Origin of the sequence: Sphingomonas sp. CCH15-F11 (genome assembly GCF_001557005.1) — a bacterium.
Classification (GTDB): Bacteria; Pseudomonadota; Alphaproteobacteria; order Sphingomonadales; family Sphingomonadaceae; genus Sphingomonas.
On the sequence record NZ_LSKG01000180.1, the window covers coordinates 1 to 23,953 of the forward strand.

At 68.6% G+C, this 23,953-nt stretch carries 21 protein-coding genes, 1 tRNA gene and 1 other RNA gene; 13 read left to right on the forward strand and 10 right to left on the reverse strand.

The genetic code is table 11. From position 1 onward, the window contains the following. On the forward strand, positions 1–1,830 hold a 1,830-nt coding region (locus tag AX709_RS17640; protein WP_156454319.1), incomplete at its 5' end, for a ComEC/Rec2 family competence protein. Here AX709_RS17640 and lexA read toward each other — a convergent pair. Together lexA and AX709_RS17650 are read right to left on the reverse strand one after the other, a co-directional pair. Continuing rightward, on the reverse strand, positions 1,824–2,501 hold the full coding sequence (lexA, locus tag AX709_RS17645; RefSeq protein WP_066481811.1) for a transcriptional repressor LexA: 678 nt from the start codon (positions 2,499–2,501) through the stop codon (positions 1,824–1,826). The two genes, AX709_RS17640 and lexA, sit on opposite strands and share 7 nt — an antisense overlap. A gap of 54 nt (positions 2,502–2,555) precedes the next feature. Then, positions 2,556–3,770, reverse strand: coding sequence for a molybdopterin molybdotransferase MoeA (locus AX709_RS17650; protein WP_066551272.1), 1,215 nt, complete (start codon positions 3,768–3,770; stop codon positions 2,556–2,558). A gap of 186 nt (positions 3,771–3,956) precedes the next feature. On the opposite strand from AX709_RS17650, the gene katG reads away from it, so the two are divergent. Beyond that, positions 3,957–6,161, forward strand: a complete 2,205-nt coding sequence (katG, locus tag AX709_RS17655; RefSeq protein ID WP_066551274.1) for a catalase/peroxidase HPI — start codon at positions 3,957–3,959, stop codon at positions 6,159–6,161. A gap of 216 nt (positions 6,162–6,377) precedes the next feature. On the opposite strand, the gene moaC is transcribed toward katG, so the two are convergent. The 5 genes from moaC to argJ are packed head-to-tail and all read right to left on the reverse strand — an operon-like array spanning position 6,378 to position 10,486. Then, a complete protein-coding gene (gene moaC, locus AX709_RS17660) occupies positions 6,378–6,848 on the reverse strand; it encodes a cyclic pyranopterin monophosphate synthase MoaC (RefSeq protein ID WP_066551276.1) in 471 nt (156 codons plus the stop codon). Between the two features lie 3 nt (positions 6,849–6,851). Continuing rightward, positions 6,852–7,640: an indole-3-glycerol phosphate synthase TrpC gene (trpC, locus tag AX709_RS17665; RefSeq protein ID WP_066551278.1), complete on the reverse strand. Its 789-nt coding sequence runs from the start codon at positions 7,638–7,640 to the stop codon at positions 6,852–6,854. Beyond that, entirely contained in the window at positions 7,637–8,632 is a 996-nt protein-coding gene (trpD, locus tag AX709_RS17670) for an anthranilate phosphoribosyltransferase (protein WP_066551280.1), read from the reverse strand. The genes trpC and trpD overlap by 4 nt, the downstream gene beginning before the upstream one ends. Continuing rightward, positions 8,623–9,204, reverse strand: coding sequence for an anthranilate synthase component II (locus AX709_RS17675; protein WP_066551285.1), 582 nt, complete (start codon positions 9,202–9,204; stop codon positions 8,623–8,625). The genes trpD and AX709_RS17675 overlap by 10 nt, the downstream gene beginning before the upstream one ends. Before the next feature lie 52 nt (positions 9,205–9,256). Beyond that, positions 9,257–10,486 carry a bifunctional glutamate N-acetyltransferase/amino-acid acetyltransferase ArgJ gene (argJ, locus tag AX709_RS17680; protein WP_066551309.1) on the reverse strand — a complete coding sequence of 410 codons (1,230 nt, stop codon included), beginning with the start codon at positions 10,484–10,486 and terminating at the stop codon, positions 9,257–9,259. 38 nt (positions 10,487–10,524) lie between these two features. On the opposite strand from argJ, the gene AX709_RS17685 reads away from it, so the two are divergent. The 9 genes from AX709_RS17685 (at position 10,525) to AX709_RS17725 (ending at position 19,838) form a co-directional block, all read left to right on the forward strand. After that, positions 10,525–10,854 (forward strand): hypothetical protein, encoded by a 330-nt coding sequence (locus AX709_RS17685; protein WP_066551287.1) that lies wholly within the window; start codon positions 10,525–10,527, stop codon positions 10,852–10,854. 114 nt (positions 10,855–10,968) lie between these two features. Then, the gene (secA, locus tag AX709_RS17690; protein ID WP_066551289.1) at positions 10,969–13,719 is read left to right on the forward strand and encodes a preprotein translocase subunit SecA; all 2,751 of its coding nucleotides are present in this window, start codon (positions 10,969–10,971) and stop codon (positions 13,717–13,719) included. A 321-nt stretch (positions 13,720–14,040) separates the two neighbouring features. Further along, positions 14,041–14,730: an N-acetylmuramoyl-L-alanine amidase gene (locus AX709_RS17695; RefSeq protein WP_066481782.1), complete on the forward strand. Its 690-nt coding sequence runs from the start codon at positions 14,041–14,043 to the stop codon at positions 14,728–14,730. A 13-nt stretch (positions 14,731–14,743) separates the two neighbouring features. Continuing rightward, an RNA gene (gene rnpB / locus AX709_RS17700) (RNase P RNA component class A) lies at positions 14,744–15,123 on the forward strand. Positions 15,124–15,187: 64 nt separating this feature from the next. Beyond that, on the forward strand, positions 15,188–15,727 hold the full coding sequence (locus tag AX709_RS17705) for a J domain-containing protein (RefSeq protein ID WP_066551295.1): 540 nt from the start codon (positions 15,188–15,190) through the stop codon (positions 15,725–15,727). Beyond that, on the forward strand, positions 15,724–16,032 hold the full coding sequence (locus tag AX709_RS17710; protein WP_066481778.1) for a (2Fe-2S) ferredoxin domain-containing protein: 309 nt from the start codon (positions 15,724–15,726) through the stop codon (positions 16,030–16,032). The genes AX709_RS17705 and AX709_RS17710 overlap by 4 nt, the downstream gene beginning before the upstream one ends. A 124-nt stretch (positions 16,033–16,156) precedes the next feature. Further along, entirely contained in the window at positions 16,157–16,669 is a 513-nt protein-coding gene (locus AX709_RS17715) for a 2Fe-2S iron-sulfur cluster-binding protein (RefSeq protein WP_066551297.1), read from the forward strand. Further along, a complete protein-coding gene (locus AX709_RS17720) occupies positions 16,666–17,652 on the forward strand; it encodes an FAD binding domain-containing protein (RefSeq protein ID WP_066551299.1) in 987 nt (328 codons plus the stop codon). Before AX709_RS17715 ends, AX709_RS17720 begins: the two co-directional genes overlap by 4 nt. After that, a complete protein-coding gene (locus tag AX709_RS17725) occupies positions 17,649–19,838 on the forward strand; it encodes a xanthine dehydrogenase family protein molybdopterin-binding subunit (RefSeq protein ID WP_066551301.1) in 2,190 nt (729 codons plus the stop codon). Before AX709_RS17720 ends, AX709_RS17725 begins: the two co-directional genes overlap by 4 nt. Positions 19,839–19,886: 48 nt before the next feature. Here the strand turns inward: AX709_RS17725 and AX709_RS17730 are convergent, their stop codons facing one another. The 3 genes from AX709_RS17730 to AX709_RS17740 all read right to left on the reverse strand — a co-directional run bounded on the left by AX709_RS17730 (position 19,887) and on the right by AX709_RS17740 (position 21,494). Next, complete coding sequence (locus AX709_RS17730; protein ID WP_066551303.1) at positions 19,887–20,486, reverse strand: nucleotidyltransferase family protein; 600 nt, start codon at positions 20,484–20,486, stop codon at positions 19,887–19,889. Then, a complete protein-coding gene (locus AX709_RS17735; protein ID WP_066551305.1) occupies positions 20,461–21,339 on the reverse strand; it encodes an XdhC family protein in 879 nt (292 codons plus the stop codon). Before AX709_RS17735 ends, AX709_RS17730 begins: the two co-directional genes overlap by 26 nt. Before the next feature lie 81 nt (positions 21,340–21,420). Continuing rightward, positions 21,421–21,494 (reverse strand) — tRNA-Cys (locus AX709_RS17740). Positions 21,495–21,667: 173 nt separating this feature from the next. On the opposite strand from AX709_RS17740, the gene AX709_RS17745 reads away from it, so the two are divergent. Together AX709_RS17745 and AX709_RS17750 are read left to right on the forward strand one after the other, a co-directional pair. Next, positions 21,668–22,336 carry a protein-L-isoaspartate O-methyltransferase family protein gene (locus AX709_RS17745; RefSeq protein ID WP_066551307.1) on the forward strand — a complete coding sequence of 223 codons (669 nt, stop codon included), beginning with the start codon at positions 21,668–21,670 and terminating at the stop codon, positions 22,334–22,336. An 8-nt stretch (positions 22,337–22,344) separates the two neighbouring features. After that, the gene (locus AX709_RS17750; RefSeq protein ID WP_443026334.1) at positions 22,345–23,832 is read left to right on the forward strand and encodes a TolC family outer membrane protein; all 1,488 of its coding nucleotides are present in this window, start codon (positions 22,345–22,347) and stop codon (positions 23,830–23,832) included. The last annotated feature ends 121 nt before the right edge of the window (positions 23,833–23,953 follow it).

A 23,953-nucleotide genomic window follows, 5' to 3' on the forward strand; every position in this document is an offset into this window, starting at 1 on the left:
GTGCTGGCGCGACCTTCGGTGGTGACGATCGATGGCCGGGTCGATCGGGTGGAGCCGCTGCCCGCGCGCGAGATCGTCCGACTGCGCATCGCGACGCTGCCGGGGTCGGGCCTGCCGCCGCGCCTGCGCGTCAACGTGGCCGACACGGATTTGCCCGCCGATGTGCGACGCGGCGCGCGGGTCCGCCTGCGCGCACGGCTGGTGCCGCCGCCCCTCGCCGGAGTGCCCGGAGGCTATGATTTTGCGCGCGTCGCCTGGTTCGAGGGATTGGGCGCGACCGGGCGGGCATTGGGGCGCGTGGCGCTCGTCACCCCCGGCGCAGACGCGGGTGCGCCGCTTCGCGATCGACTGTCGGCGCATATCCGCAGCCGGCTGCCGGGCAGCGGCGGCGGCATTGCCGCGGCGCTCGCCACCGGGGACGAAGGCGGCATCGCCGACGACGATGCCGAGGCGATGCGGCGGTCGGGCCTGGCGCACCTGCTGTCCGTCAGCGGCCTTCACGTGACCGCGGTGGTGGGCGCGACGATGCTCGTCATGCTCCGCCTGCTCGCGCTCAGCCCGTGGCTCGCGTTGCGCGTGCGCTTGCCGGTCGTGGCGGCGGGCGCGGCGGGGCTGGCGGCAATCGGCTATACCTGGCTGACGGGCGCGGAGGTGCCGACGGTGCGGTCGTGCATCGCCGCCCTGCTGGTGCTCGCCGCCTTGGCGATCGGGCGGGAGGCGATCACGCTGCGGCTGATCGCGGCGGGCGCGACGATCGTGCTCCTCATCTTTCCCGAAACGCTGGTCGGCCCGAGTTTCCAGCTCAGCTTCGCCGCCGTCACCGCGATCGTCGCGTTGCACGAGCATCCGCGCGTCCAGGGCTGGTTCGCGCGGCGCGAGGAGAGCGGCGCGCGCCGGCTGGTCCGTGCGCTCGGCACGACGCTGCTGACCGGGTTGGCCGTAGAGGCGGCGCTGACGCCGATCGCACTGTTCCATTTCCACAAGTCCGGGCTGTACGGCGCGCTCGCCAATATCATCGCCATCCCGATGACGACGTTCGTCATCATGCCGGTCGAGGCGATGGCGTTGATCGCCGACACGATCGGCCTGGGCGCGCCCTTCTGGTGGATCGCGGGCGTCGCGCTCGACCTGTTGCTCGCGATCGCGCACGCCACCGCCAATGCGCCCGGCGCGATCGCGACGCTGCCGTCGATGCCCGCCGGGGCGTTTGCCGCGATGATCGCCGGCGGGTTGTGGCTGATGCTGTGGCGGACGCGGTGGCGACGCTGGGGGGCCGTGCCGCTGTTGATCGGCGCGGTATGGGCGCTGGGGACGCCGCCGCCCGATCTGGTCGTGACCGGCGACGGCCGCCATCTGGCGCTGCGCACGGATGACGGCGGCCTGGCGCTGCTGCGCGCGCGATCGGGCGACTATGTCCGCTCGATCCTGGGTGAGGCGAGCGGCGTCGACGGCGCGGCGGATGCGCTCGATACCCATCCCGCCGCGCGATGCAACCGCGACCTGTGTGTGGTGGAGCATCGCGAAGGCGCACGACGCTGGCGGATCGCCGCGACGCGCAGCAGCTATCTCGTGCCCATCGCCGAAATCGTTCGGCTGTGTCGCGATGTCGACATCATCGTCAGCGAGCGGCGGTTGCCGCGTCGCTGCACGCCGCGCTGGCTGAAGCTGGATCGCGCGACACTGGCGCGAACCGGCGGGGTCGCGATCGCGTTCGGCGCAGGCCGGGTGACGACGGTGCGCCGGCCCGGCGATCGCCATCCCTGGCTCGACCCTGCAACGGTGCAACCGCCACGCGTGACCTCACGCTCTCGGCGTTCTTCCGGTCAGTAGCGACGCAGCAACCCGGCAAGCCGCCCCTGTACGCGCACCTGGTCGGGACGGTAACGTTGCGGATCGTAGCTGCGATTGGCCGGATCGAGCCGGATCATCGCGCCCTCGCGACGGAAATATTTGAGCGTGGCCTCGTTCTCGTCGATCAATGCCACGACGATCTCACCGTCGCGCGCGGTCTCGGTCCGACGCACCAGCGCATAGTCGCCATCGAGGATGCCGGCCTCGACCATCGAATCGCCCGCGACTTCGAGCGCATAATGATCGCCCGCGCCCAGCAACGCGGCGGGCACCGGCAGCATCTGCTGCCCCTCCATCGCCTCGATCGGCACGCCGGCCGCGATCCGGCCGTGGAGGGGAATTTCGATCACGTCGTTGGCGGGGGCTGGCCGCTGCGGTGCCTGGCTCGGCGGGGTACCCGTGGCGGCAGCGCCCTTGCCCTTCTTGGCTTCCGGTCGCTCGGGCATCCGCAGCACTTCGAGCGCGCGGGCGCGATTGGGCAGGCGGCGGATGAAATGGCGTTCCTCCAGCGCACTGATCAGCCGGTGCACGCCCGACTTCGACTTGAGGTCGAGCGCCTCCTTCATCTCCTCGAACGACGGCGACACCCCGGTTTCGGCGAGGCGATCCGAGATGAAACAGATCAGTTCATGCTGCTTGCGCGTGAGCATCGGGGTTCTCCGTCGGAACAGACCCGGAACTTTTAGGAAACGCGGGGAACGCTGTCAAGCACCAGCGGGCGCGAGCGGCAGGATTTCCACCGAGTCGCCGGGCGCAGCGGCCGGAGCGTGGGGCGCGCGCACGATCAGGCAGTCCGCGTCGGCGAGCGCGTGGAGCATCGAGCTGTCCTGTCGCGCCGGCTCGACCACAATGCCGTTGACGCGCATTGCGCGTCGATAGTCCGCGCGTGGGCCGTTGGGAGGCAGGGCCACCCCCAGCATCGCGGTCGTCATCGCCGGGAACGGATCGCGCGCGCCCAGCCGTGCCCGGATCAGCGGCAGGACGAACAGCGTCGCGGTGACGAATGCGGAAACCGGATTGCCGGGCAGGCCGATCGCCACCATCGCGCCGCGCGTGCCGGCCATCAACGGCTTGCCCGGCCGCATCGCGATCCGCCAGAAATCGAGCGTGACACCCGCCGCCGCCAGCGCCGGGCGGACCAGGTCATGGTCGCCGACCGACGCGCCGCCGCTGGTGACGAGCAGGTCGGCGTCGACCGTGCCGAACGCCGCGGTCAGCGCATCGAGATCATCGGGCAGGATGCCGAGGTCGATCAGGTCGACGGGCAGGTTGGCCAGCATCGCGGCAAGCATCACCCCGTTGCTTTCGGGCAGCTGCGCCGGACCGATCGGATCGCCGGGCCGCACCAGTTCATCGCCGGTCGCCGCGATCGCGACGCGCAGCCGGCGATGGACGGGCAGGCTGGCGTGACCCGCGATCGCCGCCAGCGCGATACACGGTGGGGTCAACGGCGCGCCCGCCGCGATCAGCGGCGCGCCCGCGACGAAGTCCAGCCCGCGCGGCCGGATGTTCGCGCCGATCGCGGCCGGACCTTCGCCGCTGAGCTTGAGCCGGTCACGCTCGCGCAGCGCCTCCTCCTGCACCAGCACCGTGTCCGCCCCGGCGGGCACGGGCGCGCCGGTGAAGATCCGCACCGCCTGACCGATGCGGACCTGCCCCGTGAAGGGCGCGCCGGCCGCGCTTTCCCCGACGATCCGGAGCGGTGCCCCCAGATCGGCGAAGCGCAACGCATAACCGTCCATCATCGCCAGGTCGCTCGCCGGCTGGGTGCGCGCGGCCTGCACCGGGGCGGCGGCCCAGCGCCCGGCCGCGGCGTGCAGGGCGGCGTGTTCGACGGGCGTCGGTCCGGCGAGTGCGAGCAGGCGGCGCTGGGCTTCGGCAACGGCCAGCGGCGCGGAATTCGGAGGAGCGGCGTTCATCGCCACGTGCTCTAGCGGGTTTGACCCCTGAGAAAAGCGGCGTCGGGCGATTTCGGCGATCGTTTCTCAGCCGCTTTCGATCAGTCTGACCGGATTAAACGTCTGGACGAATCCGCAAGCCGGCGCAATCCTCCGCGGCAGAGAGAGACCAAGTTCCCAGAGCAAAACTGCAGGATTGGAGAAGCCATGAACGTCGAATCGAAATGCCCGATCCACGGCAATCACATGGACGGCGCGGCCGTCCTGTTCGGCATGACCAACCGGCTTTGGTGGCCGAACCAGCTCGATCTTTCGATCCTCAACAAGAATTCTCCGCTCGTCGACCCGATGGGCGAGGATTTCGATTATGTCGCCGAGTTCAAGGCGCTGGATCTCGCCGCTGTGAAGGCGGACATCACCGCGCTGATGACCGATTCGCAGGAATGGTGGCCGGCCGATTTCGGTCATTACGGTCCGCTGTTCATCCGCATGGCGTGGCACGCCGCGGGTACCTATCGCATCGGTGACGGGCGCGGTGGCGCGGGTGCCGGGCAGCAGCGTTTCGCCCCGCTCAACAGCTGGCCGGACAACGCCAATCTCGACAAGGCGCGGATGCTGTTGTGGCCGGTCAAACAGAAATATGGTCGGGCGCTCAGCTGGGCGGACCTGCTGGTACTCGCCGGCAATGTCGCGCTCGAATCGATGGGTTTCCGGACGGCGGGCTTCGGCGGCGGCCGCGCCGACGTGTGGGAGCCCGAAGAGGACGTCTATTGGGGACCCGAGCGCGAATGGCTGGCCGATACCGGCCGCTATTCAGGCGAGCGCGAGCTGGAAAACCCGCTGGGCGCGGTGCAGATGGGGCTGATCTACGTGAATCCCGAGGGCCCGAACGGCAATCCCGATCCGGTCGCCGCCGCACACGACATCCGCGAAACCTTTGGCCGCATGGCGATGAACGACGAGGAAACCGTCGCGCTGATCGCGGGTGGCCACACCTTTGGCAAGACGCACGGGGCGGCCAATCCGGGCGAATATGTCGGTCCCGAGCCGGAGGGCGCGGCGCTCGAGCTCCAGGCGCTGGGCTGGGCGAACAGCTACGGCAAGGGCAATGCCGAGCACACCATTACCAGCGGCCTGGAAGTCACCTGGACACAGGAGCCGACCAAATGGTCGAACCTCTATTTCAAGAACCTGTTCGAGCATGAGTGGGAGCTGACCAAGAGCCCTGCCGGCGCGCACCAATGGGTCGCCAAGGATGCGGTCGCGGATATCCCCGATGCGCACCTGCCCGGCGTGATGCACAAGCCGACGATGCTGACGACCGACCTGTCGCTGCGCTTCGACCCGGAATATGGGAAGATTTCGCGCCGCTTCTACGAAAACCCGGACCAGTTCGCCAAGGCGTTCGCGGAAGCCTGGTACAAGCTGACCCACCGCGACATGGGTCCGATCAACCGGCTGGTCGGGCCGGAAGTGCCCGCCGAACCGCGCATCTGGCAGGACCCGGTGCCGGCGGTCGATCACCCTCTGATCGACGCGGGCGATATCGCGACGCTCAAGCAGAAGCTGCTCGACAGCGGGCTCTCGATCTCGCGCCTGGTCAAGACCGCGTGGGCCTCGGCGGCGAGCTATCGCAATTCGGACAAGCGCGGCGGGGCAAATGGGGCGCGCATCCGGCTCGCCCCGCAGAAGGACTGGGCGGTCAACGAGCCGGCGGAGCTCGCCCAGGCGCTGGCGGCGATCGAGCGTATCCAGGCTGAGTTCAACGCGTCGGCCGCGGGCGGCAAGCGAGTCAGCATCGCCGACCTGATCGTGCTCGGCGGCTGTGCGGCGGTCGAGGCGGCGGCAAAGAAGGCTGGTCATGACGTGACCGTGCCGTTCGCGCCGGGCCGCACCGATGCGACCGACGCAATGACCGACGCGGACTCGTTCGAGCCGCTGGAGCCGAAATTCGACGGCTTCCGCAACTATGCCGCGCACAAGCCGGTGCGGACGCTGGAGGAGAACCTGGTCGACCGTGCCAATCTGCTCGCGCTGACCATGCCCGAAATGACTGCTTTGGTCGGTGGCCTGCGCGTGCTGGGTGCCAATCACGGCGACAGCAAGCATGGGGTGTTCACCGACCGGGTCGGCACGCTCAGCAACGACTTCTTCGTCAACCTGCTCAATTCGAGCTTTGCGATGAAGTGGGAACCTTCGGCGGAATCAGAGGACATCTTCGTCGCCCGCGACCGCAAGACCGGGGAGGCCAAATGGACCGGCACCCGCGTCGACCTGGTGTTCGGCTCCAACTCGGTGCTGCGCGCGCAGGCGGAAGTCTATGCCGAGGGCAGGTCGGAAGCGCATTTCGTCAACGCTTTCGTCAAGGCGTGGGCGAAGGTGATGAACGCGGATCGCTTCGATCTCGCCTGAGTTTCGCGGCTGGGAAAGACAGGCCCTCGGCAGCGATGCCGGGGGCCTTTTCTTTCGGGGCAGTTGGGGCTGCGTTTCTCGACTTCGCTCGAAACGAACGGGCCTTTGCCGTTAACGCGCCATCCGTTCGTTTCGAGCGAAGTCGAGAAACGCGCTTCACCGACCACCGCCTATCAGTCCCCCGCAAGCGTGCGGAAGAGGAAAGGGCGCTTCCCGTTACGCTGCCCGCCAGTCTCCGGACTTGCCGCCACGTTTCGAGAGCAGCCGCACCCCGCCGATCACCATGCCCCGGTCGAGCGCCTTGGCCATGTCGTAGAGGGTGAGCAGCGCCACCGACACCGCGGTCAGTGCCTCCATTTCAACCCCGGTCTGCCCGGAAGTGATCGCGGTCGCGCGGACGGCGACCCCGCGATCATCAAGGGTGAAGTCGATCGTCACGCCCGCCAGCGGCAGGGGATGGCACAGCGGCACCAATTCGCTCGTCCGTTTGGCGGCCATGATCCCGGCGACGCGCGCGACGGCGATCACATCGCCCTTGGGCACACGCCCCTCGCGGATCGCGGCGCGCGCGTCATCGGCCATGTCGATGCGCCCCTCCGCCACCGCCTCGCGCCGGGTCGTCGCCTTGTCCGCCACGTCGACCATCCGGGCGTTGCCGTCGGAATCGAGGTGGGTGAGGCCCGTCATCGCTCAGCCGCCGATCAATGCGCGCGTCGCGGCAGCCAGGTCGGGTTGACGCATCAGGCTTTCGCCGACCAGGAAGCAGCGGATGCCGCGTTCGGCCAGCCGGTCGCAATCATCGCGAGTGGCGATACCGCTTTCGGCGACGAAGGTGCAGCCGGGCGGGGCCAGGTCGATCAGCCGCAGTGTGTTGTCGAAATCGACCTCGAACGTCTTCAGATTGCGGTTGTTGACGCCGATCAGTCGTGACCTGAGCCCGGCAGCGCGCGCCATCTCCTCGGCATCGTGCACCTCGACCAGCACGTCCATGCCGTGCGCAAAGGCCGTCGCTTCGATCTCCGCCATTTGCGCATCGTCGAGTGCGGCGACGATGATCAGGATCGCGTCCGCGCCCAGCGCGCGCGCCTCGACCACCTGCCAGGGGTCGATCATGAAATCCTTGCGCAGCACCGGCAGGTCGCATGCCGCGCGCGCGGCGACCAGAAAGTCGTCATGGCCCTGGAAAAACGCCTCGTCGGTCAGCACGGAAAGGCAGGCGGCACCTCCCGCGGCATAGTCGCGCGCATGCGCCGGCGGATCGAAGTCGGCGCGGATCAGCCCCTTTGACGGGCTCGCTTTCTTAATCTCGGCGACCAGGCCATAGCCGGTGGCGGCGCGGGCATCGAGCGCGGCGCGGAAGCCGCGTGGTGGATCCTGAGCGGCGATGCGCGCGTCGAGCTCGGCAAGCGTCACGCGCGCGCGCCGTTCGGCGACATCTGCCGCCTTGTGCTCCAGGATACGCGCGAGAATGGTGCTCATGCGTTGGCGATCCAGCAGTCGAGAAGCGAGTTCGCCAGGCCGTTGTCGAGCAGCTCGCCGGCTTCCTCGGCCCCGGCCGCGAGCGTTTCGACCCGCCCGGCGACCATCAGTGCCGCCGCCGCGTTGAGGATCACCGCGTCGCGATAGGCACCGGCTTCGCCCTGCAGCAACGCCCGCAGCGCCGCCGCATTGTGCGCAGCATCGCCGCCACGCAGCGCGCTGAGCGGATGGCGGGGCAGGCCGGCATCTTCGGGTGTGATCCGCTCGGGCAGCCGGGCGGCGCCGACATTGACCGCGACGCTCGGGCCGGCGGTCGACAGCTCGTCCAGCGCGTCCTCGCCCGCCACGATCGCCGCCGCCTCCGCGCCCAGCGTTGCGAGCGCGTCTGCATAGACCGGCACATAGTCGGGCCGGGCGATGCCGATCAGCTGGCGGGTGACGCTCGCCGGGTTGGCGAGCGGGCCCATCAGGTTGAAGATCGTGCGCCGGCCGATCGCCCGGCGGATCGGCGCCAGCCGCCGCAGGGCGGGGTGATGGTGCGCCGCGAACAGGAACCCGATGCCGATTTCGGCCAGCGTCCGTTCTGCGCTCCGGCTCGCGCGGTCGAGGTCGAGGCCGAGTGCCTCGAGCGTGTCCGCAGCCCCCGCCATGGACGACGCGGCGCGGTTGCCGTGCTTGGCGACCGGCACGCCCGCCGCCGCGACGACGATCGCGACCGCGGTCGACACGTTGAGCGTGTGATGCCCATCGCCGCCGGTCCCGCAGACGTCGATCGCACCGGCGGGCGCGGCAATGGGGAGCATCCGGGCGCGAAGCGCGCGGGCGGCTGCCGCGATCTCGATCGCGCTTTCGCCCCGTTCGGACAGGTTGACCAGGAACGCGGCGATCTCCGCGTCGGCGACCTCACCGTCGAGAATGGCGGCGAACGCGGCGGCGGCCGCGTCGCGCGACAGCGGCGCCGAGGGATCGGGCAGCGCCGCGATCACGCGCATTCCCGCTCGATCCCGGCAAGTGTCAGGAAATTGGCCAGCATGTCGTGCCCATGTTCGGTCGCGATGCTTTCGGGGTGGAACTGCACGCCATGGATGGGCAACTCGGCGTGGCGGAACCCCATGACGCTTCCATCCTCTGCGGTGGCGTTGACGATCAGGTCGTCGGGGATGTCGCGCACGATCAGCGAGTGATAGCGCGTCGCGGTGAACGGGGAGGGGAGGCCGGCGAACAGCCCCGACCCGTCGTGCAGCACCGGGCTGGTCTTGCCATGCATCAGCCCGCCGCGCACGACTTCGCCGCCAAAATGCTGGCCGATCGCCTGATGACCGAGGCAGACGCCGAGCAACGGCTTGCGCTGCGCCGCGCACGCCGCGACCAGGTCCAGGCTAATGCCCGCTTCGTTGGGGGTGCAGGGGCCGGGCGAGATCAGGAATGCCTGTGCGTTGCTGGCAATCGCTTCCTGCGCGGTCAGCGCGTCGTTGCGCACGACCTTCACCTCCGCGCCCAGTTCCATCAGATAATGGACCAGGTTCCAGGTGAAGCTGTCGTAATTGTCGATGACCAGGATCATGGCATCGCCATAGCGCAGGTGCGGCGGCGCGCAATCGGGCGATGGCGCGCGCTCAACTGCGGTAGTCCGCGTTGATCGAGATATAGCCGTGCGTCAGGTCGCAGGTCCACACGGTGGCGCGCCCGTCGCCCAGCCCCAGGTCGACCCCGATCTCCACCTCGTCACCCGCCAGGTGCGCGGCAACGGGGGCCTCGTCATAGCCCTCGACCGCCAGGCCGTTCATCGCCACCGGGGTCGCACCGAAGCGGATGGCGAGGCGGTCGCGCTCGGCCGGCTCGCCTGCCTTGCCGACCGCCATGACGATGCGCCCCCAATTGGCGTCGCCGCCTGCGATGGCGGTCTTGACCAGCGGCGAATTGGCGATCGACAGCGCGACCGTACGGGCGCTCGCGTCGCTGACTGCGCCCTCGACCGTGATTGCGATGAACTTGCTCGCGCCTTCGCCGTCGCGGACGACCAGATGCGCGAGCTGGAGGCACAGGTCGGCGATGGCCGCGCGCACCGCGTCGGCACCCGGATCGTCATCGCCGGCGATCGCGGGATTGCCCGCCGCGCCGGTGGCAAAGGCGAGCACCGTGTCGCTGGTCGACGTATCGCCGTCGACGGTGATGCAGCTGAAGCTGCGGGCATTGGCTTCGTCGAGCGCGCGCTGGAGGAACCCCGCCTCGATCGCCGCGTCGGTGAAGAGGAAGCCCAGCATCGTCGCCATGTCGGGGGCGATCATCCCCGACCCCTTGATGATGCCGACGAAGCTGACGCGCCGGTCGCCGATCATCGCGTGGGTCATCGCGGCCTTGGGAAAGGTGTCGGTGGTGCCGATTGCGTCGGTCGCCGCGCGCCAGTCGCACGGTTCGGCGACGAAGGCGGCGTCGAGGCCCGCTTCGGCGCGGTCGATCGGCAGCGGCACGCCGATCACCCCGGTTGACGCGACGAAGATGTCCGACGGCTGGCAGCCGAGATGTGCGGCGGCGCGTGCCGCGATCGCCTCGACCGCGGCGCGGCCGCGATCGCCGGTGAAGGCATTGGAGTTACCGGCATTGACCACCAGCGCCCGCGCCCGGCCGAGTGGCAGCGCCTGGCGGCACCATTCGACCTCGGGCGAGGGGCAGCGGCTTTGCGTGGTCACGCCGGCCACCGTCGTGCCGGGCGCGAGCGTGACGAAGGTCAGGTCACAGCGGTCCCATGCCTTGTAGCGCGCGCGCGCCACGCGCGGGATCACCCCGGCGACTTGCGGCAGGTCGGGAAAGGTCGCGGGCGCGAGCGGCGAGCGGGGATGAGTCATGGCGCGATCCATGTTGTGTCGGCGCGCGAAGATCAACGATGGAGTTGCGCGCGCGATTTTTGTTCGACGCCGCCGCCGCCGCACCCTATGTAGCGGCCACGCTTATGAACGCGCTGCTCATCCTATCCGCCCTGTTCGCCGCCCTGACCGGCGCGATCGGCAGCGCGCGCGTGCCCGAGGTGCGTCAGGTGGAGGCTGTGGCCGCGGTCGCTGCGCGTGCGGCACAGATCGTGTCCCCAGCGCACAGCGCGGCGCTTCCCCTTCCCGCGCAAGGCTATGGTCCCGTGCGCGCCGACGTGGGGATTTCGGTCCCCGCGATCCGGCTTCGTCCGGTCGCCGCGATCCGCGGCGAGCGCCGCCGCGAATAGCGCGCGCTCGTTGCGCGCCCGCAACCAATGGGCGCGGCGATCGTTTTGAATGGCCGTGACGGCCCCGGCGCGCCGCGTGCGCGCCGAACCCCAGGATCATTACAGGAATTTTCTATGCTCGGCGGAATTGCCAAGTCGCTCTTCGGGTCGTCCAACGACCGTTATGTCGCCTCGATGCGACCCATCGTCGCCAAGATCAACGCGCTGGAGGCGCAGATGCAGGCGCTGTCCGACGACGCGCTTGCCGCGCAGACCGCCGCGTTTCGCGAACGCCTCGCCAACGGCGAAAAGCTCGACGCGCTGCTGCCTGAAGCCTTCGCGACGGTCCGCGAAGCCGGGGTGCGCGTGCTGGGCATGCGCCATTTCGACGTCCAGATGATCGGCGGCATCGTCCTGCATCGCGGCGAGATCGCGGAGATGCGCACGGGCGAGGGCAAGACGCTGGTGGCGACGCTCGCCACCTATCTGAACGCGCTGCCGGGCGATGGCGTGCACGTCGTCACCGTCAACGACTATCTGGCGCGCCGCGACGCCGAATGGATGGGCCAGGTCTATCGCTTCCTCGGGCTGACGACGGGCGTCATCGTGCCCAACCTGCCCGATCATGAGCGCCGCGCGGCCTATGCCGCCGACATTACCTACAGCACCAACAACGAACTCGGCTTCGACTATCTGCGCGACAACATGAAATATGATCGCGCGTCGATGGTCCAGCGGCCCTTCGCTTATGCCATCGTCGACGAGGTGGATTCGATCCTGATCGACGAGGCGCGCACCCCGCTGATCATCTCCGGCCCGACCGACGACAAGTCCGAGCTCTACATCTCGGTCGACGCCGTGGTGAAGCAGCTTGCCGAGGCGGATTACGAGAAGGACGAGAAGCAGCGCTCGATCATCCTGACCGAGGACGGGACGGAGAAGGTCGAGCGGATGCTCGAGGCCGCCGGGCTGCTCCAGGGCGCCAATCTCTATGACTTCGAGAACACGCAGGTGGTCCACCACCTCAACCAGTCGCTGCGCGCTAACATGATGTTCAAGCGCGACACCGACTACATCGTCAAGGATGGCAAGGTCGTCATCATCGACGAGTTCACCGGCCGCATGATGGACGGCCGCCGCTGGTCCGACGGCCTGCACCAGGCGGTCGAGGCCAAGGAAGGCGTCAATATCGAGCCCGAGAACCAGACGCTCGCCTCGATCACCTTCCAGAATTATTTCCGCATGTATCCCAAGCTGTCCGGGATGACGGGCACGGCGGCGACCGAGGCGCCCGAATTCTACGACATCTACAAGATGAATGTCGTGTCGATCCCGACCAACGTGCCCGTCCAGCGCGTGGACGAGGAGGATACGTTCTACAAGTCGACCGAGGACAAGTTCCGCGGCATCGCGCGCACGATCAAGGAACATGCCGAGCGCGGCCAGCCGGTGCTGGTCGGTACCGTGTCGATCGAGAAATCCGAGCTCTTGTCCGAATTCCTCGAAAAGGAAGGCGTGCCCCACAAGGTGCTGAACGCGCGCTATCACGAGATGGAGGCGCATATCGTGGCGCAGGCCGGGCGGTTGGGCGCGGTGACGATCGCCACCAACATGGCCGGGCGCGGCACCGACATCAAACTGGGCGGCAACCTGGAATTCCGCATCAACGACGAGCTCGCCGACATGCCCGACGGTCCCGAGCGCGAGGCGGCGATCGAGCGCCTCCGCCAGGAGATCGAAGCCGAAAAGGCGCAGGTGCTGGCCGCAGGCGGGCTGTTCGTGCTCGGCACCGAGCGCCATGAAAGCCGCCGCATCGACAACCAGCTGCGCGGCCGTTCGGGGCGCCAGGGCGATCCCGGATTGAGCCGCTTCTATCTCAGCCTCGACGACGACCTGTTGCGGATCTTCGGCTCGAACACGCTGTTCGCGCGGATGATGCGGTCGTCGATCGAGGATGGCGAAGCCATGCCGCCGTCGCGGATGCTGACCAAGGCGATCGAGACCGCGCAGAAGAAGGTCGAGGCGCGCAACTACGACATCCGCAAGCAGGTGGTCGAGTATGACAACGTCATGAACGACCAGCGCAAGGTGATCTATGAACAGCGCGCCGACATCATGGATGCCGATACGGTCGGCGACGTGGTGGTCGACATGCGCGCCGAGACGGTCAACGCCATGGTCGGCGCGGCGTGCCCGCCCAACAGCTATCCCGAGCAATGGGATGTCGACGGCCTGATCGAGGCGGCGCGCGAGACGCTCAACATCGACCCGCCCGTGCGCGCGTGGATCGAGGCCGAGGAAGGCATCGAGCCCGAGACGATCGAGACGCGCATCCGTGAGCTGGCCGATGCCCTGATCGCGGAGAAGTCCGCCGAGCTGGAGCCCGAGACCTGGACCGACATCGAAAAAGGCGTGCTGCTCCAGAATCTCGATCATCACTGGAAGGAGCATCTGGCGCTGCTCGACGCGCTGCGCGCGGTCATCCACCTGCGCGCCTATGCGCAGAAGACGCCGATCAACGAGTATAAGCAGGAAGCGTTCGGCCAGTTCGAACGGATGCTGGCGTCGATCCGCGAGGACGTGACCCGGACGCTGGCGTTCGCGCAGTTCCAGCTGGCACCGCCGCCCGACCTGCCCGAGCTGCCGGCGTTCCTGACGACGCATATCGACCCGCTGACCGGCGAGGACAACAGCGCCGACTGGGATGGCGGGTCGGCCGGCCTGGTGACGACGCGGCTGCCGCCGCTGCAAATGGCGATGCCCCAGCCCGAGGGCGACGAGTTGGGCGAGAACCCGGAACTGTGGGAAGGCCGGGTCAACCGCAACTCGCCATGCCCGTGCGGCTCGGGCCGCAAGTACAAGCATTGCCACGGCGCGCTGGTGTGAGGGGGGGGCGGGGCGACTTAGCCTGCCCCGTGCATTCTCGTCCATAGCCCGTCACCCCGGCCTTGTGCCGGGGTCCACCGTGCAGCGCGCGCTGGCATTTGATCATGGCATGGCAAGGTTGGTTGCTGGATGGCGTGCGACGTTAACCCGCGAAGTGTCGCGTTAGCCGGCGCGGTGGACCCCGGCACGAGGCCGGGGTGACGACAAGAAATAAGTGATGCGCTTGTCCCTCACGGGTAAGCGGAAGGCGGCAACATCGCGTAGCACGCGTTGCGCCCCCCACTTGCCTTTGCCCGCCCGGCGCGCCAGCGTCCTGTCGTCATGGACATGATCGACGCGCCTTCGCCCAATTTCGATGACCGGCAGCTGCCGATCACGATGATCGTGCTGCACTATACCGGGATGCAGGACGCAGCCAGCGCCGTTGCCCGGCTGCGCGACCCGGAAGCCAAGGTGTCGGCGCATTATGTGGTGGACGAGGATGGCGCGATCCTGCGGCTGGTCGATGAGGACAAGCGCGCGTGGCATGCGGGGCGGTCGCACTGGCGCGGCATCACCGACGTCAATTCGGCGAGCATCGGGATCGAGATCGTCAATCCGGGCCATGAGTTCGGCTATCGCGATTTCCCGGACGCGCAGATCGCTTCGGTCATCCGCCTCGTCCATCTGATCAAGGACCGCTACGACATCACGCGCGGCAACATCGTCGGCCATTCGGACGTCGCCCCGGCGCGCAAGCAGGATCCCGGCGAGCTGTTTCCCTGGGGAAAGCTGGCGCGGCTGCGGCTTGCATTGCCGCGCCCGACCCGCAACCTGATGGATCCGGGCTGGAGCGAGGGCGGTTTCCTCCTCGCGCTCGAGCGCTTCGGCTATGACGTCAGCGACCCCGTCGCGGCGATCCGCGCGTTCCAGCGCCGCTTCCGCCCCGAGATGATCGACGGCGAAGTCGATGCCGAGTGCCGGATGCTCCTGCTCGCGCTCCTGCTTCCCAAACCGCAGGGAGATGATTAGGTAACCCCCACTGCCAGAGGGCCGGGCGGCCGCGGCTCCGGACTTGATCCGGGGTCGAGGAAAGTCCGGGCTCCACGGAAACGACGGTGCCGGGTAACGCCCGGCGGGGGCGACCCCAGGGAAAGTGCCACAGAGAGCAGACCGCCCGGCTTTGGCAGGGTAAGGGTGAAAGGGTGCGGTAAGGGCGCACCGCGGGCCCGGCAACGGGAACGGCATGGCAAACCCCACCGGGAGCAAGACCGAATAGGGACGGCATATGCGCCTCGTTCCGGCGCGTCGTCCGGGTTGGTTGCTTGAGGCGGCGCGCGAGCGTCGTCCCAGAGGAATGGTCGCCCATCCCCCGACCGCGAGGAAGGGGGTGGACAGAACCCGGCTTACAGGCCCTCTGGCAGTGCATCGGCGGGTGGACGTTCGGCCATACTGGCCATTGCGCGCGCGCCTGCCTATCTGGAGTCGCATGAGCCGATCGTCACGTTCGATGGATTGGGGGTTTCCCCGCTGGCGCGCTTACGGTGCCGATCGCGAAGCCGTGACGGTGCGGATGTGCGATCGCGACGGGTGCGACCAGCCGGGCGACCGGCCCGCGCCCAAATCGCCCAACAGCCGCGAACGCTGGTATTTCTGTGAAACGCACGCGGCCGAATACAACCGCAACTGGAATTATTTCGAGGGGCTGAGCGAAGTGGAAGCCAAGCGCCGCGAGGCCAATGAACAGCGTGAGGCCAATGGCTATGCCGAGGCGAGCCATTATGGCTGGGGCGGCCCCGGCGACGGTTCGCGCAGCCGCGACGAGATGCGCGCGCTCGATGTGCTGGGGCTCGAAACCGACGCCGATTTCGAGACGGTCAAGGTCGCCTGGCGGCGGCTGGCCAAAGCCAATCACCCGGATGTCAAACCCGGCGATGCGGAGGCCGCGACGCGGTTTCAGGCGATCCAGACCGCCTATGAAGTGCTGAGATCGGCTGAGGAGCGCCGGACGCTCAAGGGCGGCCGATGAAGCGGCAGGTCCGGTCGCAATGGTCGAATGCGATCCTCGTCTGTGCCAAATGCTCGAAGAAACTCGACGGCGGTTTCGGCCCCAAGCGCCGCACCCCGCTCGCCAAGGCACTGCGCAAGCATCTCGGCCTGAAAAAGGGGCGCAAAGGCACCGCCGGGGTGGTCGAGGTCCGGTGTCTGGGCGTGTGTCCGCGCGGCGCGGTGACCGTCGTCAACGGCGCCGACGCGCGCGTCTGGAACCTGGTACCGGCGGGTGCCGACCTTGATGACGTCGCGCGCGAGCTCGGCCTGATCACGCCCAAATAGCGCTACGCCGAGCGCGGCTGCCGGTGTCGGCACGCTTGTGCGCAAATGTTCGGCCGATCGGTGGAACGAACGCGCGCCCAAGCCCTTTAACCTCCGGGCAGCCATTGCCGGGGAGGATGCTTGCGTGGCGGAGACACTGACCGTGAACGGAACGGAGCGGGCGTTGCCCGACGATCCACGCACGACGTTGCTCGATTTTCTCCGACACGACCTCGGCCTCACCGGCACCAAGAAGGGCTGCGATCACGGCCAGTGCGGCGCGTGCACGGTGATCGTCAACGGCATCCGCATCAACAGCTGCCTCACGCTGGCGGCGATGCATGCCGGCGAGAGCGTGACGACGATCGAGGGGATCGGCACGCCGACCGAGCCGTCGCCGCTGCAGCAGGCATTCCTGAAGCATGACGGGTTTCAGTGCGGCTATTGCACCCCGGGTCAGATCTGCGCCGCGACCGCAATGCTCGACGAGCTTGGCAACGGGTGGCCGAGCGATGCGACCGGTGCGCTCGATGCCGACCACTTCCATGTCACCGACGAGGAGCTGCGCGAGCGGATGAGCGGCAATCTGTGCCGGTGTGGCGCCTATGCCAACATCATCGCGGCCATCCGTGAGGTTGTCGGGGAGCGCGGGGCATGAGGACGCTCCACTATCGTCGCGTGCATGCGATCGACGACGCCATCGAAATCGCCCGCGATGCGCAGGCGGCGATCATCGCCGGCGGAACCAATTTGCTCGACCTGATGAAATTGCAGGTCGCGACGCCGTCACAGCTGGCCGACATCAACCATGTCGGCTTTCGCGAAATCGAGGATAGCCCCGATGGCGGGCTGCGCATCGGGGCGCTGGCGACCAACACCGAAACCGCGGTCCACCCCCGGGTCCGCCGCGATTATCCGGTGCTCGCCCGCGCGATCCTTGCCGGGGCGACCCAGCAGCTGCGCAACAAGGCGACGACCGGCGGCAATCTGTGCCAGCGGACGCGATGCTATTACTTCACCAATATCGACCAGCCGTGCAACAAGCGGCAGCCCGGCACCGGCTGCGGCGCGATCGGCGGCGTGGCCCGCCTGCACGCGATCCTCGGCACCAGCGACCAGTGCATCGCGACCTATCCGGGCGACATGGCGGTGGCGCTGAGCGCGCTGGACGCGACCGTCCATCTCCGTTCGGCGGGCGGTGGGGAACGCTCCGTCCCCGTTCGCGCCTTTCATTGCCTGCCCGGCGATACGCCATGGCGCGACAACGTGCTCGCGCAGGGCGAGGTGATCACCGCCGTCACCCTTCCGCCGCCGGTCGGCGCGACACAGCTTTACAGGAAGGTGCGCGAACGCTCGTCCTATGCATTCGCGCTGGTATCGGTCGCCGCGATCGTCGCGCTGGACGGCGGCAGGTTCAGCCGGGCCGATCTGGCCTTTGGCGGGCTGGCGCACAAGCCGTGGCACGATCCGCGCATCGGCGACGCGCTGATCGGCCAGGCGCCGTCGCCCGAGCTGTTCGACGCCGCCGCGGACATCCTGCTCGACGGCGCACGCAGCGACGGCGACAGCGCGTTCAAGGTCACCCTCGCGCGGCGCACGCTGCACGCGGTCCTTAGCCAGGTGACGGAGACGGCCCGATGAGCGTCAGCTTCAGACAGGATGAGCCCGCGACCGACAATCGCCTGGATCAGATGGGGCAGGGCGTGCTCGGCAAACCGCACCCGCGCATCGAGGGACTGGCGAAGGTGACGGGCACCGCGCCCTATGCCGCCGAATATCCGGTCGCGAATTGTGCCGAGGGCGTGCTCGTGACCGCGACGATCACGCGCGGCGAGGTCGTTCGGATCGCCACGGACCAAGCACTTGCCCTGCCGGGAGTGCTGGCGGTGATCGACGATCCGCGACTGACCACGCGACCCGCCCAGGGCACCGCCGACAAGGCTCCGGCGCAGTCGCCCCGGCAGGTCTGCTACTGGGGCCAGCCGATCGCGCTGGTCGTCGCCGAGCGCTTTGAACATGCACGCGACGCGGCGCGACGACTCCAGGTCGAATATCGCGCCGACCCAGATGCGCCCGTCGATCCGGCAGCGGTCGATCCCGAAGCGCAGACCGACGACGCGGTCAGCCGGGGCGATCTGGCCCAGGCGATGCGCGGGGCCACCCATAGCGTCGATGTCACCTATACCACCCAGGGCCATGCATCGGCGGCGATGGAGCCGCACGCCGCGATTGCCGAATGGGACGGCGAGCGGCTGACCGTCCACGCATCGCTCCAGATGCTGAACTACAACATCAGCGAGCTTGCCGACGCACTGGATCTGGATGAGGACCGGATCCGGCTCGTCTCGCGCTATGTCGGGGGCGGCTTCGGCTCTAAGCTCGGCATCAGTCAGGACGTCGTCGCCGCGTCGATCGCGGCGATGCAGCTCGGTCGTCCGGTTCGCGTCGTCCTGTCGCGGCAGCAGGTGTTTCAGGGGATCATGCGCCGGTCGGAAACGACCCAGCGGCTGCGGCTGGCGGCGGATGCGACAGGCGGGCTGATCGGCTTTGGCCATCATGCGCTCGTCTCGAATCTCCCCGGCGAAGCCTTTGCGGAGCCGGTGCTGCAATCGTCGCACTTCCTGTACGGTGCCGAAAACCGCGAGCTGTCGCTCGATCTGGCGCGCATCCACCGGATGACCGCGGGCTCCGTCCGCGCGCCTGGCGAGGCGGTGGGCATGCCCGCGCTGGAGGCGGCGATGGACATTCTGGCGGAAAAGGTCGGGATCGATCCGGTCGAGCTTCGCCTGCGGAATATTCCCGCGCGTGATCCGGAGAAGGACCTGCCTTTTTCCTCGCATACGCTTGCCGAATGCCTGAACAAGGGGGCCGAGGCGTTCGGATGGGACCGATCGCCGCGGCGGCCGCGTCAGACGCGCGACGGCGAATGGTGGATCGGCACGGGGGTGGCGAGCGCCGCGCGCGTGCATAATGTCCAGGCGGCGACCGCGCGCGTCACGCTGAGACGCGACGGCACCGCGCGAGTCGAAACCGACATGACCGATATCGGCACCGGGACCTACACGATCCTGGCGCAACTGGTCGGGGAGATGCTGGGCCTCGATCCGGCCGACATTCTGGTCGACCTGGGCGATACGCGTCACCCGCGCGGGCCGGGTTCGGGCGGAAGCTGGGGGGCGGCGTCGATCGGATCGGCGGTCTATGTCGCCTGTCAGGCGATCCGCGAGGACCTTGCGAGCCGCGCCGGCGTGTCCGAGCGCGAGCTTCGGCTCACGCGTGGTCGGACGGCTTCGGGTCAATCGCTGACCGATCTGCTGAGCGGCGCGGACATCGTCCGCGAGGGGCATTACGAACCCGGCAAGATCGAGGACGCGTTCACTGCCGCGGGATTCGGTGCGTTCTTCGCGCAGGTCCGGGTCAATCGCTTCACCGGCGAAACCCGCATCGACCGGATGACCGGCGCGTTCGGGTTCGGGCGGGTGCTCAATCCCACCACGGCGCGCTCGCAATGTCTGGGCGGTATCACCTGGAGTATCGGCGTGGCGCTGACCGAAGCGCTGGCGTTTGATCCGCGCGACGGCCACCTCGTCAACTGCGACCTGGCGGAATATCACGTGCCCGTTCATCGCGACATTCCCGACATCGACGTCGTCCTTGTCGAGGAACGCGACGCGGCGGCGAGCCTGATCCAAGCAAAGGGGATCGGCGAGCTGGGCATGTGCGGCGGCGCGGCGGCGATCGCGAACGCCGTCTACCATGCGTGCGGCGCGCGCGTGCTGGCGTTCCCGATGACGCCCGACCGGGTCCTGGCCGCGATGCCCGACTGACGGGTGCGATGCCGGTCGCCGCGGGCATTCTTGCCCGCCGGTGCAGGGTCAGCGCCGCGCCAGGATCGCCGCCGCGCGATCGAGGTCCGCGGGCGTATCGACATCGAGCAACGCGTCGGTCGACGGCGGGTCGATCATCGTCGTTGCCGATCCCCAGTCGATCGCCGCCGCGCCACGATCGCCGTTGAGCCGCATGAGCCTGGCGAAGTCGCTGGCGTCGAATGCCGCCGGGACCCCGGGCCGGCCCGAGGCGTAGCGGGTAAAGGCCGTTCCCGGCGCGCGCGCCAGCTGGCCGAGCAGGGGCGGCGTGACGCAGGGCATGTCGGCCAGTGCGATGACGAGCCTTGGGTGCGGCGCGGCCACATGGGCGGCGAGCGCGATCGAGGTGGCGAGGCCGCTGCCGGCGTCGGGATTGATCGCTACCTCCCAGTCGGCTGCCACGGGACCGATATCAGCCGCCGTCTCACGCGAGAGGATCAGCCATCTGGCCTTGAAGCCGGCACTGTCCGCGGCGTCCGCCGCCCAGCGCCAGAGCGGCTTGCCGAGCAGGTCGGCGACGAGCTTGCTGTCGCCGAAACGGCGTGCCGATCCCGCCGCCAGCAGCGCGAACGCGGGCGCGGGGTCAGGGGTTGGTCCGGAGCTGCTCATATTCCCCCGCCACCTCGGCAAGGATCGCCAGCGCCAGCGTCTGGGGCGACCGGCTGCCCGAGGGTCGGCCGATCGGGCTGCGCACGCGGGCGAGCGCGACAGGGTCGGCGCCGCGCTCCCGCAACGCTTCCAGGCGTGCGGCGCGCGCGGTGAAACCGCCCTGCGCCCCGACGTAGAAGGCGTCGCTCGCCAATGCTTCGTCGAGAAGCGCGATTTCCCACTCATGGTCGTGGAACAGCACGACGATCGCCGTCCAGCGGTCGGCGTCCGGCAGGCCGCTTCGGCGGCCCAGCGACAGGCCGGACTTCTCAACCCCCTGGCACACGACGCCCGCTGCCGCGGCGATGCGTTCGAGCGCGCCCAGTTCCGGCCCCTCGCCGAACGCGCGGATGGCGAGACACGGCAGATAGCGCCGCGCGCCGAGATACGGATTGGGCGGCAGCGAAATCGTTGCGGCACGCCGCGCCGTGAGCGCCGTCATCGCGGCGGCGCAAGCGGCGCGGTCGGGCACCGGGTCGATCAGGATGTCGAGGCCGCCACCACAGGGCAGGCGAAAATCCACGACGCCCGAATCCCGGCCATAGCGTCGGACGACGGGCGTCGTCGCACCCTGGGCATCGGTGCGCAGCTGCGCCTCCAGGCAACCGTCGGCCAGGCTGCCGGCGAAACTGCCGTCCGGCCGAATCGCAAGCTGCGCGCCGATACGACGGGAGAAGCTGCCGTCGATGCCGACGATGGTGCACAGGGCGACGCCCGGCGCACAGGCGGCTGCGAGCGCCAGATGATCCTCGTCCACCGCCCCCGGGTCTTCCCCCGACAGGCATGCGGGCAGGGCGGGATCGGTCAACGACATCGTCGGACGCGATAGCGCGCCTGCACTATTTGCAAAGGGCTAAACCGCGTGAAGCGGCCTTCGCCGATCGCGCCGGATGCTTGGAGGCCCGAGCCGGAATCGAACCGGCGTGCACGGATTTGCAGTCCGCTGCGTCACCACTCCGCCATCGGGCCGAAGCAGGCGCGCGAGATGCGCGGGGCCGCACGCAGTGTCAACCCTTGGTTCCGGACGGCGACTGCGAAAAACAATCGTACGCGCGCTTGGCGACGTGAAATCATATCATTAGAAGCCGATGTAGCAGGATGTGTATTGCATCGATAATACAGCTGTGCGACAGAGGCCAATAATGATCGAGACTGCTCCCCAGACGCTTTCCTTCGCGACCGCGCGCCAGGCGATGGTCGACAGTCAGCTGCGGACGAATTCGGTCAATGATCCGCGAGTCGTCGACGCGATGGCGAATGTCCCGCGCGAACAGTTTCTGCCTGCGCATCTGCGCAATGTCGCCTATCGCGACCGTCCGCTGCCGCTGGGTGCGGGGCGGATGCATAACGACCCGCTGGCGACCGGGCGGTTGCTGGTCGCGGCCGAGATCGCGCCGGCGGATCGCGTGCTGTTGATCGGGGCCGCGGGCGGTTATGCCGCCGCGCTGCTCGCGCGGCTGGCGGCGCATGTCGTGGCGGTGGAAGAATCGGCGGATCTGGCCGCGACGGCGCGCGCCGCGCTGGCCGGCATCGGCAATGTCGAACTGGTCGAGGGGCCGTTGAACCAGGGCTGGGCGGCGGGCGCACCCTATGACGTGATCGTGATCGACGGTGCGGTCGAACGGCTGCCCGACGGCTTCGTCGAACAGTGTCGCCCCGACGGGCGCATCGTCACCGGGATCGTCGATCGCGGCGTCACGCGGCTGGCGCGCGGCCAGCGGAGCCAGGGCGGCTTTGGCATGGTCGATTTCGCCGATGTCGAGTGCGTGGTGCTGCCGGGGTTCGAGCGGCCCAGGGGCTTCACCTTCTGAAATCGGGCATGATGAGACACCGTCTTCTCCTTTTCGCCGGCGTAGCGGTGCTTGCTGTCGGCCCGGCCAGCGCCGAAACGTTGCGTGACGCGCTGGTCCGCGCCTATTCGACCAATCCGACGATCACCGGCCAGCGCGCCAGCCTGCGCGCGACGGACGAGGCGGTGCCGCTTGCCCGCGCGGACGGATTGCCTTCGGCGGCGGTCGACGCGCGCTATTCGGAGGATTTCCAGCAGGCGGCCAATCAGTTCTTCGCCCCCGCACGGTCGGTGACGGGGCAGGCCAGTCTCAGCGTTCCGCTCTATGCCGGAGGCGCGGTCAAGAATTCGGTGCGCGCGGCCAAGACCCGGGTCGAGGCAGGACGCGCCAACCTGCGCGGCACCGAGGCGCAGCTGTTCACCGACGTGGTCGCGGCTTATCTGAACGTCATCCGCGACGAGGCGATCGTCGAGCTCAACGGTCAGAATGTCCGCGCGCTCGAGGTCAATTTGCAGGCGACGCGCGACCGGTTCGAGGTCGGCGACGTCACGCGCACCGATGTGGCGCAGTCCGAGGCCCGCCTGGCCGCCGCGGTCGGCCAGCTGCGCGGATCGGAGGCGACGCTGATCGCGAGCCGTGAATTCTATATCCGCACCGTCGGCGCCGCGCCCGAATCGCTCGAACAGCCGCCGCCGCTGCCCGGGCTGCCCGACAACGCCGATGCCGCCGTCGCAGTCGCGCTGGAAAACAATCCGACGCTGATCGCGGCGCGCCGCAACAGCGACGCGGCCGGTTTCGACGCGCGTGCCGCACGTGCGCAGCGTTTGCCCCAGGTTTCGACGTTCCTGGGCGGCAATTATTTCAACAACCTATCGTCCCAGAATGCCGGCAATGTCAGCGTCAATTCGGGCTCGGGCGCAAGCGCGGGCGTGCAGATGCGGATCCCGATCTATCAGGGTGGCGCACCAGCCGCGAACGTTCGCCGGGCCCGGGCGCTGGAGAGCGTCGCGATCGAGCAGGTGACCGCGACCGAACGCGCGGTGATCGAGCAGGCGCGCGCCTTCTTCGCCAACTGGCAATCGTCGCTGCGCGTGATCGAGGCGGCGGAGACGCAGGTGTCGGCGAACCGGCTGTCGCTTGAAGGGGTGCGGGCCGAAAACAGCGTCGGCACGCGTACGATCCTCGACATCCTGGATGCCGAGCGCGAGCTGCTCAATGCGCAAGTGACGCTGGTGACCGCGCGCCGCGACGCCTATGTCGCCGGTTTCGCGCTGCTGGCGGCGATGGGCCGGGCGGAGGCGCGCGACCTGGGCCTCGACGGCGGGCCGCTTTACGATCCCGACGTCAATTATCGCCGGGTGCGCGGCGGGCTGTGGGACTGGAGCGACGGCGCGCGTGCCGCGCCGGTCGCGAGCAGCACCGCGAACACGCCGGCGCAGACGCCGGTCGTGACCAAGCCGCTCGATCCCGAGCTGCAGCGTGGCGTTGACACGGGCCCCGCAAATCCCGACAGATAGGCGCGTTGGCGGCGAAATTGGGATCGGGATGATGGGCGACCTGGGCGGCGAAACCTCGATGGAGGACATCCTGTCGTCGATCAAGCGCATCATCGCCGAGGAAAGCGACGGCACCGCCGGT